Genomic DNA, 16,938 nt, shown 5'->3' on the forward strand with positions numbered 1-16,938 from the left:
TTTCCCATAAACGCCTAATAAAAAAAGCCCTCGTCTCATTAAAAAATGAGACGAAAGCTTAACTTCCGCGGTACCACTCAATTTGCCCTATGTTGGGCCTCTTTCTCAATAACGGAGAGTCTCCGGCTTTTTCTACTTCATTCAAAAAAGCATCTTAGAAGTGCGGTTCACACATCCTCTTGACCAGGCTCTCACCATCCCCAGCTCGCTTGTTCATTGGATAATGTTACTCTCTTCATCACAGATATTGTAATTGAATTTAGCAAAGGAAAGTTGAAATGTCAAACTATTTTAAAATACACTTGATTCTGCCGTAACGTAAGGTTTTATAATACAACTAAGGGATGGAAAAGAGGGGTTTTTTTGTATTCAATCGGGAAACTGGCTAAGTTAAGTCATTCTACAATAAGGACACTTCGATATTACGATGAAATTGGACTGTTGAAGCCTTCACAATTAAGTGATGGAGGTCATCGGTATTACGAAGAAAATGATATCACCAAGCTGCATTACATAAAAGTGTTAAAGGATATTGGCTTTGATTTAACAACCATTCAACAAATGATCGAAAATCAGCATCTCAGTCACAAAGAAGCCCTTGTGATGCAATTAAAAGTGCTAGAAATCGAGAAAGTACGAATCGAAGAACGAACTCGTGCCATTCGTTATTTACTTCAGGTGAGCGAACTTGAAGAAATAACCAATTGGAAAGACGTATTCGATGAAATAACCATGCATTCTGCTTCAACACCAAATGAGGTTTTTGAAGAGTTATGGAAATCCCATTTCTCAAGCGAGGAAGTTGAACACTTGAAGCAACTTCCTAAAGTTGGTGACGACGATGAGATGATGCAAAGTTACATTACATTAATTAATGATGTCCGGCAAAAGCTTGATTTTGATAGTAAAAGTCCCGAAGTTCAGGAGTTGGCTAGACGTTGGATTGCCTTGCTCGATCAAATGTACAAAGGAAATTTTCAATTGGCTCAAAAAGTATTGAACAAACATAGAGAAACCAAAGGTAATATTGGGTTGTATCAAGTTGACCCAACCATTATGACTTTTATTGAACAGGCGATTGCTCATTATATGAAGGTAAATTATGAAGGAGAATCCTATGAAATCTAAATTTATTATTCTTGAATTAATTGTTTTCATGGCTCTCCCTTATGTCATTTGGACATATGGCAGAGATTCCATTGGAGATTATTATGCGATGTTGCTATCGACTGTCCCTGCTTTTGTTTATACAGTTGTGCGGTTTGTGATCGATCGCCAACTAAATATTACAGGGTTATTTGTCATTTCTACATTGCTGCTTAATACGGTTGTGGATTTACTTTCTGGCTCTGCCATCAACATGTTATGGAATTCCGTTTGGTTAGGCTATGCATTTTCAGCTGTGTATTTAGGATCCATGTTATTTAGAAAACCGTTAGCTTTATACTTTGCAGTAGACGTGATGTATCTTCAGGGGTTTCCAAGAGAAAACAGTAAAACTTTATATTTCATAAAACGAAATCTTTCATGGTTTCAGCTAATTACCGCAATCTTTGTGTTAAGAGGAATTGTGCTGAATACGCTTATGGCATGGTTGATTTCAAAGCATGGTGTAGATGCTTTCATGCACTTAATCTTTTTAAGAAAAGCAATAAGCATTGGTTTCGGGATCTTGATATTTACTGTCTACGCATATTCAGGGAAGATAATGCATGAGTACTCTCAAACTCATGATATTGACTGGCCAGTAAAAGAAACGAAAACGGAGCTTGAAGGCACTCACTAATCGAGTGGTTATCTTTGAAGTGAAATTACTTCTTTCATCCTTACCCAAAAACCTCTACACTATGGTTATTAGAATATTCTTGAAAAGGTAGGTTTTAGAGATGACATTTTCAATCGTCGGATATGATCCAGAAACTAAAGAGCTAGGTGTTGCCGTTGCTTCCAAGTTTTTAAGTGTAGGTGCAGTAGTACCATTTGCGAAAGCTGGAGTAGGTGCGATTGCAACACAATCTTGGGCGAATCTAGATTATGGCAAACATGGTTTGGAATTGCTTGAAAATGGCCTTACTCCTGAAGAAGTAGTAAAAGAACTTATCAGTAACGATGATAAATTCGCCTCCAGACAGGTGGGGATTGTCGATACAAACGGACAAAGTGCTACATTCACTGGAGATGATTGTTATGACTGGGCTGGTGGTTCTGCTGGGAAGAATTTCGCTGCACAAGGAAATATTTTAGTGGACCAACATACCGTGGAGGCTATGGAATCGACTTTCCAACAAACGCTTGGTTCTCTATCCGAACGTTTATTAGCCGCTTTACTTGCAGGTGATGCTGCAGGTGGTGACAGTCGCGGAAAGCAATCGGCTGCGTTATTAATTGTGAAGGAAAATGGGAGTTACGGCGGATACAATGATCGCTATATCGATTTGCGCGTGGATGATCATGAAGAGCCTGTCCAAGAATTGTCTCGTTTAGTAAAGCTACATAAACTATATTTCGAACCCACTTTGCCAGAAGATGTTGTGGCAATCGAAGGTGGTCTTGCGGACGAACTTCAAAACCTTTTATATGAAAATGGTCATTTACAACGCGAGCTCACGGAACATGACGATTTATTGGATGCGGTACAATCGTATCATCTAATCGAGAACTTCGATGAGCGAGTTCAGCAACGAGGGTTGATTGATCAAAAAGTTGTGGAGTATATGCGAATAAAATAGGTTGCCAGTAGGGAAATTAATAAATTGAAAAACGTCCGATAGTTGATTAAATAGCTTTAATCTAGCCAATTTAACACAGCCTATTATTATGAACCCTCACTAAATTCGTCCCTTTAGTATTCGTCATTGTCTTACCATACAGGATTTTTCATGTTCACTTGCATTAACACTTGAAACCATAAAAGTTAGCATAAACAGATCAAGCAATACCGTAGCAGCCGGAATGTCATCTTCGGCTGCTCATTATCATGGAGTTAGTAATGCTTCTCTTTCTCTAGTTGACCCAAGATTAAAGTCCCTTTGTATGTTGTTGAAGTGGGTCGACTGAAACATCCGAGCCGTCGGATTACCTGTAAGGCTGGGAGGTAATGGAACCGCACGGTGCTTTCCGTAGTTCCGCGAAAAGCCAAACGGAAAATGTTTAATCACTCTTTCCCAAAACCTCTGACTTTTCATACATTTGTATGTCACCCTAAAGTTTTGAATCTCTCTGTTTCGAAAAGCAAACACTCGGGTAAATTGACTTAATAAGGCCATTCCTATTGCCATTTCCCCGACGTCGCTTAATCATATGTGAAGGAATGTCCTCACTTACTAGTCTCTTTATTCTATTTAATTGACGTCATGAGGAGCTAAATTATGGGGTGATCTAGTCTTTGGATGCTAAATTTACTGTTTTTCACTTGGTCAGTCTTATAACCCTCATTGGGTTTTGCTTGATGGCAATCCTTGTGAGCGGAAATCAAATTGTCGGATTTGACAAAGCCATCATTTCTTTTGTGCAAAGTTTCGAGACGCTATTTTTAACATCCATCATGAAATTCTTTACTTTTGTGGGTGCTGGAAATACTATTAAAGTCTTGATTGCGATTGCCATGATAATTCTATTCTTTTTCTTCAAATTCCGCTCTAAACTTGTCCTGCTTATTGGGGTAATGATTGGTTCCCATTACGTTTTCCGTATATTAAAATTAATTTTTCATCGAGCACGTCCAGATCTGCACAGTCTCATCGAGATTGGAGGATACAGTTTTCCGAGTGGTCATGCGACGAATGCCATCACTTTTTACGGGATACTTTTATACCTTCTGTGGCATATCATTCCATCGCGTTGGGGTCGCACACTTTTAGTGGTTATTTGTACTACCATGATTGTCATGATTGGTGTTAGCCGAATTTATTTAGGTGTTCATTATCCTAGTGATGTCATTGCAGGTTATTGTGCTGGTGGCTTTTGGCTGATACTCGCGATTTGGATCTATCAGCTTGTCATGAAAAAAATTCATGAAGGAAAACACAAAAGTGTTAACTAAAGAAGGCAGGAGGATAGCGTAGTTCCCCATTTGTTTTCTTTAGTTCTCCTTTTTTGAGTTCATAAACCATGAACACGTCGTCCTCCACACTAAATTGTGTTAATTCCAAGCCATGATTTCTGGCCGGCTGAAAACCGAATTTTGGATAGTAAGTTGAATGTCCAATTAATAGAACGATTCCGTACCCTAAACTTTTAGCCTTTTTCAGCCCTTCTTTCATTAACTTACTGCCAATTCCTTTATTTTGAGCAGTTGGTTTTACAGCTATAGGTGCTAAAACTAGCACTTCTTTTTCGTTGGTTTCTTGGATAACTTTTGCCTTACTTAAAAGTAGGTGTCCAACTATTTCACCCTTGTCTTCAGCAACGAGTGATAACTCTGCTATAAAACCATTGGAGAAACGGATCCGCTCAACCAATTTTGCCTCATCGTCTCGATTTCCAAACGCGTCATAATTGAGGTTGAATACTTGCTTGTAATCACTTTTCGTTTCAGTTCGGATTCGCATAATTTTCACCTTTTTTCTTAATACTAGATATTAGTTTAACATTCTACTTTACTCGCCATAATTCCTCTTTCTCCTGCCATTTCCTTTGTAAATCGAAGGCATATATTTTGACTGTGGGAATCAACAAGTCTTAAAGTGACACTATACTTTTTCTTATTTAAGTATAGTGTTTCTTACCATTTAATACACTAAGGAGGCATCAAGATATGAAGAATAAAGAATTCGAACCACTTTTAGAACCATTTACCTTCCCAAATGGTGTCCAACTAAAGAATCGTGTTGTGATGGCACCAATGACGAACTACTCATCCAATGAAGATGGGTCAGTTTCTGATGCGGAAGTTGCTTATTATGTACGCCGTTCAAAAGGTGTCAGTATGGTGATTACTGCCTGTACCTATGTCACTGCAAATGGACAAGGATTTCCGGGTGAATTTGCCGGACATACGGACGATATGATTCCTAGCTTGCGTCGTTTGGCAACTTCGATTAAAGGACAAGGAGCTAAAGCCATTTTGCAAATCTTCCATGGCGGTCGACAAGCGCCTAAAAACCTTGTGCCAAATGGAGATGTCGTAAGTGCGAGTAATATCCCGAGTGAAGGAGATAACAAACCAGTTCCACGTTCACTCACTGAAGCTGAAGTTGATTCTATTATTAGTGACTTTGGGGAGACCACTCGACGAGCGATTGAAGCAGGTTACGATGGGGTTGAGATTCATGGTGCCAATACGTATTTAATTCAACAGTTTTTCTCCCCTCACTCCAATCGACGAAATGATCGATTTGGTGGATCTTTAGAAAAACGGTTAACCTTTCCACTTGCTGTTGTAGACGAAGTGCAACGCGTGGTGAAAGAATATGCAACAGAGCCATTTATCGTTGGATATCGATTCTCCCCTGAAGAACCAGAAACCCCGGGAATCACCATGGCGGATACATTGGTGTTAATTGATGCGTTAGCGGACAAGAAAATGGATTACCTACATGTGTCCCTCATGGATTTTTGGTCAACACCAAGACGTGGAGTGGATGACACGCGTTCGCGCATAGAACTCATTCAAGAAACTGTTGGAGATCGTGTTCCAGTTATCGGTGTTGGTTCCATTTACACTGCTGAAGATGCTCGTAAAGCGTTAGCTATCGGTATTCCGTTGATTGCTCTTGGGCGTGAACTCTTAATAGATCCAGATTGGGTTCAGAAAATTGAACAAGGTCTTGCGGACGAAATTGTGACGCAACTCAATATAGATAAGCAACAGGAGTTAGTAATGCCAGACCCGCTTTGGCAGCAAATTTTGAGTAATCCTGGGTGGGTTCCAGGCGTGTAAAATAAAAAAAGTGAAGCGAGTGTTCATAACTCGTTTCACTTTTTTATTAAAATTCTATTGCAAACAATTTTACATATTCTGCCGTAGAGGCATATCGGATCTTTCCTTCATCTCTCATTCCAAGCTTTTGAAGTAGGTTCGCAGATTTTTCGTTATCCAGGGATGTAAAACCAGCAATTCGGCGGTATCCCAGTTCATCCATACCATAAGTCATTACAGCTTTTGCTGCTTCGTATGCGTATCCTTTCCCCCAATATTTCGACAGGTAGCCAAATCCAAGATCAACATCTTTCAAGAAATCACGCTGAATTAACCCGCAAACACCAATTGGCGTAGAGCTCTCTTTTAATTCCACTGCATATAATCCAATGCCCTGTTCCGCATACATCGCCATTGGTCCGTCAATGATATATTTCTTGGCATCATCTATTGTACGAATCCCACGATCCCCAATATATTTTAGCCAATCGGGCTCATTCAAAAGTTCCAAGATGAATGGCCCGTCATTGGCAGTCAAGGGCATAATTAATAATCGTTCCGTTTCAATCATTTTCATAAAAGTGATTCACCTCTAAATTTTTCGATGTTTTTTGAGTGCTACTATATTAAGCACGATAAAGACGACTGCAAAACCCATCAGTGCTAGTATGTCAAACTGCACGTCGCCTAAACCTTGCCCTTTGTACATCACACTTTTCAAGGCGTTTGCCCCGTATGAAATGGGCATTACATTGGAGAACATTTGTAACCATTCCGGCATTCCCGAAATCGGAATAATCCCAGTGAAAAAGACTTGAGGAATGATGACTAATGGGATGAATTGAATCATTTGAAATTCCGATGTAGCAAATGAAGATAATAGAATCCCTAGGCTAAGTGCAACCAGTGCGATTAATAGATTGATGAGTAGAACATGCCACATCGAACCCTTTAATACCATATCCAAAACATTTATTGCGTATAGTACTACAATGATGGTTTGAATGACTGCGAATAATCCATAGCCTAATAAATATCCCATCACGATTTCCCATCTTTTGATTGGGGTCGATAACAACCTCTCGAGTGTTCCTGTCATACGCTCACGTAATAGCCCAATCCCTGAAATTAAAAACACAAAGAAAAAGACAAAAAATCCGACTAAAATCGGACTGAGTACATCAAAGAAAGATGTGTTTTCATTCCCGTAAACATATGCCATCTCAATTGAAGTGCGATCTTGCGTCAGTGACAGTACTTGTTGTAGTTTTGCTTGTAACATTTTGGTTTGACTTGGATCCGTATTTTCAAGCGTTAGTTGGAGTTTCTCACCATCAATTTTGAGAATCCCATCTAGATCTTGTTCCTCCACTAGTTTCTTCAAGGTCGTCGTTTCTTCTATGACCGTCACTTCAAAATCCTGGTCTTCTAGTCTCTCAACTATTTCAAAGCTTCCCCCAATTACACCAATGCTTGAAGGCACTTCATTACTGGTAAATAATAAGTGCATGAGTGTTAAAATAAGTAACGGTGCCAAGAACAATAACGCCAGTGTTCGTTTATCTCGGACAAGTTGTAATACGATGCGTTTAAAGAGAGCTGTGACGCGCATGTGCTTCTCCTCCCGCTTTCAAAAAGACATCTTCCAAGTTTGTAACGTCATAAATGGCTTTTAGTTCTTGAGGTGAACCCGTTGTAATAACACGGCCTTCTCTGATCATGGTCAACACATCACACTTTTCAGCTTCATCCATGACATGTGTGGTGACGAGAATTGTTTTTTGTTCTTCCACCTTCAGCCGCACAAGTTCTGTCCAAATGGATTTTCGTAACTCGGGATCGATTCCAACAGTTGGCTCATCCAAAATCAAAATTTGTGGGTTTTGAATTAATGCGATCGCTAGTGATAATCTTCGTTTCATCCCACCCGAATAGGTTGAGACTCTTTTCTTCAATGCACTTTCTAGTTGAACCAGTTGCGTCACATACGCAATCCGTTCTTTAACCTCTCTTTTACTCATTAAAAACATGGATGCAAAAAAAGTTAAGTTTTCATAGCCGGTCAAGTCATGATACAGTGAGTCTGATTGTGCCATGTAGCCAATTTTCTTCAATAAACCAAGGTTTGGAACTCTTTCCCCAAGCATATCAACTGAACCTGTTGTTGGTACATCCATCCCCACGATAAGCTTGATCAGCGTCGTTTTACCGGATCCAGATGGACCAATCAATCCTACAATTTGACCTTCCTCAGCAGAGAACTCCACATCTGAAAGAATTGAATGTTTTCCATAACTTTTGGTAACATTTGATACTTGTAAAATGGACACTACTTCTTCCCCTCCTTTATCATGATTAGCCAACTCGTTGAACTAACGCCGGAGAATTATTTTTTGGGGAATTTACCATTGATGATACTTCATAAGCTTCAAGGCGGTTATCTTCAAATGGCCGTAATAAATGTTGTAACACTTTAATGTCTTGAATGGATGGGTCAAGCCAAGTATGCTCGTCTTCTGGCTTAAGGATGACCGGCATACGATCGTGAATGCTGGCCATTAATTCATTAGGCTCGGTAGTCAAGACTGTACACGTATGAATGGCTTCTCCAGTTGATGATTTCCAGGTTTCCCACAACCCCGCCATTGCAAAAGGTTCTTCCGACTTTAATTTAACGAGCATCGGTACCTTATCACGATCCGTTTTCTTCCATTCAAAAAACGAGTCTGCCACAACAAGACAGCGTTTCTTCTTTAATGATTCTCGAAAACTAGGTTTTTCATGAACAGTCTCTGATCTTGCATTTATCATCTTAAAGCCTATTTTTGAATCTTTTGCCCAAGGTGGCACAAGCCCCCATTTTAAGTAGCCTAGCCGGTTTTTCGATCCATCGTTGATAACCGTCAGTATGTATTGTGAGGGTGCAATATTATAGCTAGGCTCATAGTCTTCTGCCTCAAAAGTTGCTTCACCAAATCGTTCTTCCAACTTATTTAAGTTCATAAATAAACTGTAGCGACCACACATATAAATTCGCCTCCTTCTTAAGATTCAATTCGTTACGCATGTTCTATTTCCTCTATTATACGATTAATTGAATGATCAAATTCCCCCGTTGAAAAACAAAAAATGGCCTACCTCTGGTGAGATTGTCGGTTCGCATCGATTGTTACTAGTGTTTGATAAGCAGTTCAAATATATTCGGTGATGCACCGCAAAGGCTTTTTCAATCAAATTGCATCGTTCCTCAACAAATATAAACCATTTATTTTAGGTCCTATTTTATCGGTTCTTTATATTAAACGTATGTGATGGTCTCCGACATTTATAATTTTCTATCTAGTTTTCTAATTGGTTCAAAAGCGTTAATTTAATTTAAGTTTTTACCTCATAATCCCACTACTAATCAATAGTTTTGAATATAAATAGAAATAAACGGAGATATACGAATAAAATATTTTATAGAAAGGTTAATGTTAATGCATGAGTTTGCAAATTGTAATTACAGTAACTGTATTTCTGATTACCATGTCAGTGATTTTTTGGAGACCTAGAGGTATGAATGAGGCATGGCCAGCCTCAATTGGAGCAGCAATCATACTCCTGACTGGAATGGTTTCCTATGGAGACATTCTTGATATCATAAGCAAGATAGGAGGTGCATCCGTTACAATAATGGCCACCATCGTCATGGCGGTCATTCTGGAAAGTTTCGGCTTTTTTCATTGGTCTGCTGCAAGGCTTGTGAATTTAGCCAAAGGGTCAGGTTATCGGTTATATTGGTATATTCAGCTGCTTTGTTTTTTGATGACACTGTTATTTAATAACGATGGAAGTATCTTGATCACTACGCCTATTTTAATTCTCCTTCTAAAAAATTTGAGACTAAAACCCCATCAGCAAATCCCCTATCTGTTAAGCGGCGCACTTATTGCAACTGCTTCCAGTGCCCCTATTGGGGTAAGTAATATCGTCAACTTGATTGCTCTAAAAATCGTTCACATGAGTCTATACATGCATACAGCGATGATGTTTGTCCCGGCTACGTTGGGATTAATATTTATGTCATGCTTGATGTTTATCGTAATAAAAAACAAAATACCAAAAGAACTGCCTATTTCTGCTGCTGAGATTGAGGAAGCTTTTTTTCACCAAACATTTTCATCCCCTAAAATCGGGGATAAACGTTGAAACCAAACGTAAACGGACCAAATTTATGCTAAAAATATTACTATTTGTCTTTGTGATGCGTTGCCTACTTTTTGTGGCATCTTATGTCGCCATACCAATTGAACTGGTTGCAGTACTCGGATCACTGGTCTTGTTATTTTGGAGATGGTATCACCTGCGGACAAATCCCATCGATATCTTGAAAAAAACGCCTTGGCACATCCTAATCTTCGCATTCTCAATGTATGTAATTATATATGGTCTTCACAATATAGGTTTGACTTCTTTACTTGTCAGTATATGCGAACCAATTGTAAACCAGGGGTTAATTCATGCGAGTTTGATCATGGGAGGACTGGTTTCATTCCTTTCCAATATTTTCAATAATCACCCTGCATTGATGATTGGCACGATAACTCTTACCGAGATGGGACTTGACCCCATTACACTAAAGACCATCTATCTCGCCAATATCATCGGAAGTGACATGGGATCCTTATTATTGCCGATAGGGACACTTGCTTCTCTTATTTGGATGAATATCCTCAGAGAAAACAAGATAAAGGTAACATGGAAAGATTATATGAGCATTTCATTCCTTGTCATCCCCCCTACGACTATCGTCTCTCTACTATTATTGTTCTATTGGGTGCAGATGGTATTTGCTTAAAACGTGTGAATAACAATTTTACGCTTCCAAGATTAGGATGAGGAATATCAAAAATATTAGAGGGATCAGTGGAAATAGCGAACTCCATCATCCACTAACGAGAGGTTCTGTTTCTATCAGATCCTCTTTTTTTTATTACTGAATTAAATTATTCGAAAAAAAACCAACTTCTTATTTAGAAGTTGGCTTTCGTATGATTACTTTATAATAGATGGTGACAAGTACAACAAAAATCGCAATAAATAAATACACATCTGAATAGCCGAATGCCCCTGCAACAATCCCTAAAACAAACGAACCGGCGGCCAGGCCAGAATCATATAACGTGAAAAATGTAGCCGTTGCATATGCACTTCGTTTGTTTGGTGAAGCCTGAAGTGCCAGTGTTTGAAAACTAGGTAATAGGGTTCCGTAGCCTAATCCCACAAGCGCACCAGCGATCAGAAACATCGATGGGCTAGTTGTAATACTTAGTATATATAATCCGAATGCGTAAATAATAAGGGATGGGATAATTACAATATTCGGACCCATCGAATCGAATAGCCTTCCGGTTATTGGTCTAGAGACAATCATCGCAGCTGCAAATACAACAAAGAAGAAACTGGCGACTTGAACCATATCCAAAGATTGACCGTAAACCGAAATGAACGACATGATACTTGCGTATGAAAAAGCAACCAACATCCCTACCGTTGAAATAGCGATTGCTTTTTTCTCAAATAAATCAGACCATGATAATTTGCGCTTCTCCATATTTAGAGGAACCACTTCTTCAGTGACTTGGACTAATAAACTACAAACCATCCCTATCACGGTAATCACCCCAAATATAAGAAAAATCAAGGTGTATGAAATAATCGGTTGTAATGTTAATGCAAGAAACGGACCAGCAACCATCGCTAAATTCATCGACATCCCGAAATAACCAAGTCCCTCGCCTCGTCGCTCGGGAGGCACAAGATCGGCAGCAATGGATAAAGTCACGGTTGTTGCAATACTGAATGAAATCCCATGGATAAACCGTAAAATGAGTAGGATCGTAATGTCATCCGTAATCATGTATGAAAATGTAGATACGGCAAATGCGGTCATACTTATGACCAGCATTCTTTTTCTACCGAACTTTTCTAATATCATTCCGGAAAAAGGTCTGACGATGATGACTGACAAGAGGAAGATTGTTGTGGCAAGACCCGCTTGTGTGACCGTTCCACCAGGTAAATCTAAAACATATAGAGGAAACATGGTCAGAAAGCCATAAAAGGCTATGAAAATAAAGAAGTTACTAACCGAGATATTGATAAAGTCTTTTGTAAAGATAGGTTTTTTATTTGATGCCATCGGTTTCACCACTTCCACTAATCTTGTTAAGAAGGAATGCTAATTGAATACGTTCTTCTTCTGACAAAGCTTGTAACATCGTTTGTTCCAGCTTTTCAATGCGAGTCTCAATCCGTGGAATCAAGTCTTTTGCATGTTCCGTCAGTTGAACAATTCTTTCTCTTTTATCCTTCCCTTCTTTTCGGATAATTAGTTTGCGCTCTTCCAATTTCACCAATGTTCTAGTAACCGTAGGTGCTTCAACATTTAGATACTGCCAAATTTCTGTTTGTGTCATGGATCCCAAGCGATTTAGGCAAAATAATAAAGACCATTGTGCACTATACAGCCCAAATTCTTTTAATGCTTCGTTGACTTCTTTCATGGATAGTCTCGACTTTTGATGTATGTCATGGAATATTGTATTTGTCATGGTCATCTCTTCTCTAATTTATTTACCTAGGTAAGTATTTTGTATTTCTCAGTATAGTATCCTTTTTTCTTGATGTAAAGAAAAAAACCTGCGGATGCAGGTTTCAGACAAATTATAAAATTCCCATAAAGTAAGGCAAACCGATTGATACCATTATTTTACGGCACCAATATTTACAATTTCAATATTAACAACAACGTCAAACTTTGCTTTTTCTAATAGTTGCTCTGTTAGCTCATTTGTCCACTTGCCTTGGTGCTTCATTCTCAATGTTTCTAAAAGCCCAATAGGATCAACTTTATCTTTTTTAAACTTTGCTATTAATTCTGCTATTTTCATTTCCAGTCTTTCCTCAACACTTTTTTCAAGTTTTCTTAAATCTTTACTCGATGTTATTTTTATTGGACCTTTGTATTCGTCCAATGCACTTTCCAAATTTAGCTTAATCGTAATTTTTGGAGAATCAAAGTTATTATTGCTTTTATATTTCACATCAGCTTTGATAAATTCAAGAGCTACAACTTCTTCTTCACTCAAGTTGAAGTTGAATGGTGCAATTTTTTTCATGCCTGATAGTGCTTGGGTGAGTTTCCCATCATCTTGCTCTAAAGTATCCACCATGTGATTCCCATCAAACAATGCGATTTTTGAAATTTCAGGTTGACCTTCCGTCACTTCTAAATATGGAACAGTTGGTGAAATAGTAGGATCTGTTGATTTAGCTATAAATATATGCAGATCTGTAAACGGACTAAAAGTTGTATAGAGTTTTGGTTCAAAAAGGTTAGTCAAATAAACATTGGTATTTGGTTTGTCCGGATAATCCGCGGTCAGAACATCTCCTGCATTATCCTTCACTATACCTAAACGTACGGTTTCACGTACATCTGCATCACGATATAAATAGTGCACAATTTCAATCATTTTTCCTTTTTTGGCAAACTCTTCGCTAAATAAGACCACACGGAGCTGACTAAGACTAGCCATTCGATCTGCTTTAGCAGAAATTTGAACCAAACCTTCTGTTATTAGCGTTGCTTCAATTGTATAAGACTGCGTATGTTCTTTTGCATCGGGAGAGGGCTGAGGAGCTATGACCGTCATTTTCATCTTTTTCTCGTCTATGTAGTCGAATGCAATAACACCGATCATCGCCAATTCTTCCAGCGCCGGTTGGGTTTCATCGCTTTCCAACGTACAACCTGAACAGACGATTAAAGAGACAACAAATATAAACCATCTTACTTTTGTCATTGGAACCCCTCCCTTTTCTCGATTTGATCATGTGCACGAGACTCAATAGATTCGGCCAAAGTATCAGTGCGTAGCTAGCGTAAAATGCATGTCCGTAAATTTTTTCTTCTTGCGATTGCGAAAGTGGAATAAAGACCATCACAGTGATTATTACGGCGATAATGTATAGGTGTGCTGCATGTTTTTTGGACCGCAACGACTCTATTCCTTCCTTCAACACCCATAGATAAGCAGATACTGTAGATAAAATTAAGAAGACCCAAAACGTAATTCCAATGGTATCGATTTTTTCAAGAAATGATAATTCAACGTACTTAAATAAATTCAAAACTGGATATAAGACGTTTTTTAGTTGCCACTCTGAAAAATGGATCACACTGACCATGCTTATGAGGAAATAAAAAAAGATGGATATCCAGATCCCAATCGATGCATGTTTAAAAACTTTTTTTTGATTAATAATATAAGGAAAATAGAACATCAATAATTCATACCCGACAATGGAGGAATACCCTTCTTTTGTTGCAGCTAAAAATTCCTTTCCAGTGAAGTTAAATAAAGGCAAAAGATGAGTGATTTTCCCTTCTTCTAACCCCCACCTTAAAAGATAAACCATTGGTGAAGTCAAGAAAAACGCAATGATACAAAAACGAGCGACAGACTTTATTCCTCGTTTTGCTATAAATACCGCTACGAGCATTAACATAATGAGAGGTCCGGTTAGGGTTCTGTAGGGGAAAGCTACCAATTGAATCATTTCAAGATAACGCTCTACTGTAGCAGCCATTAATATACAACCTATGATAATTAGAACCATATTAATTGTTTTCCCCATAATTCGTCCGAATAAAATTTCGTGTATCTTAAACAGACTGTCTTCTTTATATTTCCCTGCAAGCCAGATCATTGGGATTATGGTTACATTTGCAATGATTCCAAAAAAAATGGGGAGCCACCACTGACTGTATCCAACAGCACTTAGTTGATAAGGAAACGACAGCAACCCCATGGCAATCATGACATTTTGCACAAGAAATACAACGTGATAGCCATTTAATACTTTTGGTTTTAAGGCATCCAGTGAGACTCACCCCTTTATGATCAATTTCATTTCTTCGCTCTTGCTATCCCTCTTGTTTTTCGAATGAAGTGTAATGGAAATCGGATGATACCATCATATAAATCAGTCATTTTTCTTGGTATAACCGGCGTCATATAAGGAGTTCCAAGTGATGTTAGATTCAATAAATGGTTAAATAACCACGCAAGTGCTAGCATTTGGCCAAAGAGACCGAACACGCCTGCCGAAAGAATAAAAATGTAGCGGACAAATCGGCTGGCATTGCTCATTAAAAAGCTTGGCATTAAGAATGACAGCAATGCAGAAACAGCCACTAACACAATCAATGTATTACTGACAAGTCCCGCTTCGACTGCAGCGGTACCAATTACAATACCGCCAACAATACCAATGGTTTGTCCAATTTTCGAAGGCATTCGTGAACCTGACTCCCGTAGAACTTCAATAACTAGCTCGATGAACAGCACCTCTATTACAGGAGGAAAAGGCACTCTACTTCTGGACTCCTGCAACATGATGAGTAATTCATACGGCATTAAGCCCGGATGGTACGTAAGGGTAGAGATATACATCGGAGTCAACATTATCGTAATGAAGAATCCAAAAAAACGAAGAATCCGCAGCATTGATGCCGTTGTCCACCTATTGTAAAAGTCTTCAGGTGAGAAGAACATTTCTAAGAATGAAGTCGGACAGACCATTACATTTGGACTGTTATCCATGGCAATGACAATTCGACCATCTAAGAGCCATAAAGCAGTTGAATCTGGTCTAACAGTATGGAAGTACTGTGGGAAAGGTGAATACGGGTCATCTTCAATTATTTGTTTAAGCATCGTGATATCGAAAAAACCTGGATAATCGACTTTTGCTATTCGATCCTCCAGTCGTTTCAGGTTTTCATCGTTAACAAGATGTTCAACATAAATTATTGAAATTTTAGTGTTCGTCTCTTTCCCTATTATTCGGTCCACCGTTTTCAAACCCGGTTGAGTAATTCTTCGTTTTATCATTGACAAATTGGTTTGCAATGATTCAGTAAATGCATCTTGTGGACCAATTACAGTAGTTTCAGTATCTGATGTGCTAATCGCTCTTTCCTGTGGACTAAAGGTTTTCACTTTTAACACATGATTTAGCTGATGAAAGTATAGGATAGTTTCACCTTCCACAATTGACATAACCATGGAATCTATATTATTTTTATCTGCACAATCAAAAGTAGAAAGTACATGTTCGATTTCATTTGTAATCGGAAGCGTGACGCTTTCAAGTAACTTTTTAGAGTCTACAAGTGTACTCAAATAGATCATTGTGACAGTCCCTTCATCTGTCTGAATATCCTTGTAGACTGCATCTCCAATATTTTTTAATTTTTGTTTAATTAAGTTAAGATTGACGAACACTTGATTATCAGCGAGTTTCTCTTTTGCTTTTTGTTTCGATGGGTCTGGATCTTCTATTGCTTTTTGTTGTGATAGATCAAGTCCTCTTATTGCTTTTTGCTGCGTTGGATCAAGTCCTCTTATTGCTTTTTGCTGCGATGGATCAAGTCCTCTTATTGCTTTTTGCTGCGATGGATCAGGTCCTTCTATTGCTTTTTGCTTCGATGGGTCAGGTCCTTCTATTGCTTTTTGCTGCCATAGGTCTGGTCCTTCTATTGCTTTCTGCTGTGATGGTTTTGGTCCTTCTATTGCTTTTTGCTGCGATGGATCTGGTCCTTCTATTGCTTTTTGTTGTGATGGGTCTGGTCCTTCTATTGCTTTTTGTTGTGATGGGTCTGGTCCTTCTATTGCTTTTTGTTGTGATGGATCAGGTCCTTCTATTGCTTTTTGCTGTGATGGATCAGGTCCTTCTATTGCTTTTTGCTGTGACTTAACATCATCAGGTTTTCCTTGTTTTTCAATACTAACCGATTGTTCTTCTTTATCTTGCTGGTCCGGCTTGACTGGTTGTTTTGCTTTATTGGCTTGTTCCATTAATTTGTTCCAAAGTTCTTTCCATATTGACACACACATCACGTTCCTCTTCTGTTTTTCAAACGTAAGAAAAGGCTGTTTTCTTTGTACAAGTGTGTCCTTTGCACCTAAAATTTATTCAATAAAGTTATTGACACTTATGATTTACCAATATATACTTGCTTACAT

At 38.6% G+C, this 16,938-nt stretch carries 15 protein-coding genes, 1 pseudogene and 1 other annotated feature; of the genes and pseudogenes, 6 read left to right on the plus strand and 10 right to left on the minus strand.

Features of this window, described 5'->3' with window-relative positions:
• Positions 1–43: 43 nt before the first annotated feature.
• Positions 44–251 (minus strand) — a binding site (T-box leader).
• A gap of 112 nt (positions 252–363) precedes the next feature.
• The 4 genes from GY23_RS07780 to GY23_RS07795 all read left to right on the plus strand — a co-directional run bounded on the left by GY23_RS07780 (position 364) and on the right by GY23_RS07795 (position 4,042).
• Positions 364–1,128 (plus strand): MerR family transcriptional regulator, encoded by a 765-nt coding sequence (locus GY23_RS07780; RefSeq protein WP_075618652.1) that lies wholly within the window; start codon positions 364–366, stop codon positions 1,126–1,128.
• Positions 1,118–1,786: a VC0807 family protein gene (locus GY23_RS07785; RefSeq protein WP_075618653.1), complete on the plus strand. Its 669-nt coding sequence runs from the start codon at positions 1,118–1,120 to the stop codon at positions 1,784–1,786. Before GY23_RS07780 ends, GY23_RS07785 begins: the two co-directional genes overlap by 11 nt.
• Before the next feature lie 100 nt (positions 1,787–1,886).
• Positions 1,887–2,729 carry a DUF1028 domain-containing protein gene (locus GY23_RS07790; RefSeq protein WP_075618654.1) on the plus strand — a complete coding sequence of 281 codons (843 nt, stop codon included), beginning with the start codon at positions 1,887–1,889 and terminating at the stop codon, positions 2,727–2,729.
• Between the two features lie 731 nt (positions 2,730–3,460).
• Entirely contained in the window at positions 3,461–4,042 is a 582-nt protein-coding gene (locus tag GY23_RS07795) for a phosphatase PAP2 family protein (protein WP_245827608.1), read from the plus strand.
• Here the strand turns inward: GY23_RS07795 and GY23_RS07800 are convergent.
• Positions 4,035–4,550, minus strand: coding sequence for a GNAT family N-acetyltransferase (locus GY23_RS07800; protein WP_075618656.1), 516 nt, complete (start codon positions 4,548–4,550; stop codon positions 4,035–4,037). The genes GY23_RS07795 and GY23_RS07800 overlap by 8 nt on opposite strands.
• A gap of 206 nt (positions 4,551–4,756) precedes the next feature.
• On the opposite strand from GY23_RS07800, the gene GY23_RS07805 reads away from it, so the two are divergent.
• A complete protein-coding gene (locus GY23_RS07805; RefSeq protein ID WP_075618657.1) occupies positions 4,757–5,881 on the plus strand; it encodes an NADH-dependent flavin oxidoreductase in 1,125 nt (374 codons plus the stop codon).
• A 46-nt stretch (positions 5,882–5,927) separates the two neighbouring features.
• On the opposite strand, the gene GY23_RS07810 is transcribed toward GY23_RS07805, so the two are convergent.
• From GY23_RS07810 to GY23_RS07825, 4 genes are read right to left on the minus strand one after another with little or no spacing between them, the layout of a single operon-like run.
• Positions 5,928–6,437 (minus strand): GNAT family N-acetyltransferase, encoded by a 510-nt coding sequence (locus tag GY23_RS07810; protein WP_075618658.1) that lies wholly within the window; start codon positions 6,435–6,437, stop codon positions 5,928–5,930.
• A 15-nt stretch (positions 6,438–6,452) separates the two neighbouring features.
• Entirely contained in the window at positions 6,453–7,472 is a 1,020-nt protein-coding gene (locus tag GY23_RS07815) for an ABC transporter permease (protein WP_075618659.1), read from the minus strand.
• Entirely contained in the window at positions 7,450–8,190 is a 741-nt protein-coding gene (locus GY23_RS07820; RefSeq protein WP_075618660.1) for an ABC transporter ATP-binding protein, read from the minus strand. The genes GY23_RS07815 and GY23_RS07820 overlap by 23 nt, the downstream gene beginning before the upstream one ends.
• A 25-nt stretch (positions 8,191–8,215) precedes the next feature.
• Entirely contained in the window at positions 8,216–8,887 is a 672-nt protein-coding gene (locus GY23_RS07825; RefSeq protein ID WP_075618661.1) for an SOS response-associated peptidase, read from the minus strand.
• 456 nt (positions 8,888–9,343) lie between these two features.
• Here GY23_RS07825 and GY23_RS07830 point away from each other — a divergent pair.
• Positions 9,344–10,700: pseudogene (locus GY23_RS07830) on the plus strand (arsenic transporter).
• 171 nt (positions 10,701–10,871) lie between these two features.
• Here GY23_RS07830 and GY23_RS07835 read toward each other — a convergent pair.
• The 5 genes from GY23_RS07835 to GY23_RS07855 form a co-directional block, all read right to left on the minus strand.
• Positions 10,872–12,044 (minus strand): MFS transporter, encoded by a 1,173-nt coding sequence (locus GY23_RS07835; protein ID WP_075618662.1) that lies wholly within the window; start codon positions 12,042–12,044, stop codon positions 10,872–10,874.
• Entirely contained in the window at positions 12,031–12,456 is a 426-nt protein-coding gene (locus tag GY23_RS07840) for a MarR family winged helix-turn-helix transcriptional regulator (RefSeq protein ID WP_075618663.1), read from the minus strand. The genes GY23_RS07835 and GY23_RS07840 overlap by 14 nt, the downstream gene beginning before the upstream one ends.
• A 153-nt stretch (positions 12,457–12,609) precedes the next feature.
• Positions 12,610–13,650 (minus strand): Ger(x)C family spore germination protein, encoded by a 1,041-nt coding sequence (locus tag GY23_RS07845; protein ID WP_245827609.1) that lies wholly within the window; start codon positions 13,648–13,650, stop codon positions 12,610–12,612.
• The gene (locus GY23_RS07850) at positions 13,637–14,791 is read right to left on the minus strand and encodes a GerAB/ArcD/ProY family transporter (protein WP_084544062.1); all 1,155 of its coding nucleotides are present in this window, start codon (positions 14,789–14,791) and stop codon (positions 13,637–13,639) included. The genes GY23_RS07845 and GY23_RS07850 overlap by 14 nt, the downstream gene beginning before the upstream one ends.
• 26 nt (positions 14,792–14,817) lie before the next feature.
• A complete protein-coding gene (locus GY23_RS07855) occupies positions 14,818–16,803 on the minus strand; it encodes a spore germination protein (protein ID WP_245827610.1) in 1,986 nt (661 codons plus the stop codon).
• Between the last annotated feature and the right edge of the window lie 135 nt (positions 16,804–16,938).

Source organism: Paenisporosarcina indica (genome assembly GCF_001939075.1).
In the GTDB taxonomy this organism is placed as follows: domain Bacteria; phylum Bacillota; class Bacilli; order Bacillales_A; family Planococcaceae; genus Paenisporosarcina; species Paenisporosarcina indica.

Bases quoted from the DNA above. Each gene is read 5' to 3' on its own strand.
- GY23_RS07810 (WP_075618658.1), bottom strand. From the start codon at position 6,437: ATGAAAATGATTGAAACGGAACGATTATTAATTATGCCCTTGACTGCC.
- GY23_RS07805 (WP_075618657.1), top strand. From the start codon at position 4,757: ATGAAGAATAAAGAATTCGAACCACTTTTAGAACCATTTACCTTCCCA.
- GY23_RS07825 (WP_075618661.1), bottom strand. From the start codon at position 8,887: ATGTGTGGTCGCTACAGTTTATTTATGAACTTAAATAAGTTGGAAGAA.
- GY23_RS07815 (WP_075618659.1), bottom strand. From the start codon at position 7,472: ATGCGCGTCACAGCTCTCTTTAAACGCATCGTATTACAACTTGTCCGA.
- GY23_RS07840 (WP_075618663.1), bottom strand. From the start codon at position 12,456: ATGACAAATACAATATTCCATGACATACATCAAAAGTCGAGACTATCC.
- GY23_RS07800 (WP_075618656.1), bottom strand. From the start codon at position 4,550: ATGCGAATCCGAACTGAAACGAAAAGTGATTACAAGCAAGTATTCAAC.
- GY23_RS07790 (WP_075618654.1), top strand. From the start codon at position 1,887: ATGACATTTTCAATCGTCGGATATGATCCAGAAACTAAAGAGCTAGGT.
- GY23_RS07835 (WP_075618662.1), bottom strand. From the start codon at position 12,044: ATGGCATCAAATAAAAAACCTATCTTTACAAAAGACTTTATCAATATC.
- GY23_RS07785 (WP_075618653.1), top strand. From the start codon at position 1,118: ATGAAATCTAAATTTATTATTCTTGAATTAATTGTTTTCATGGCTCTC.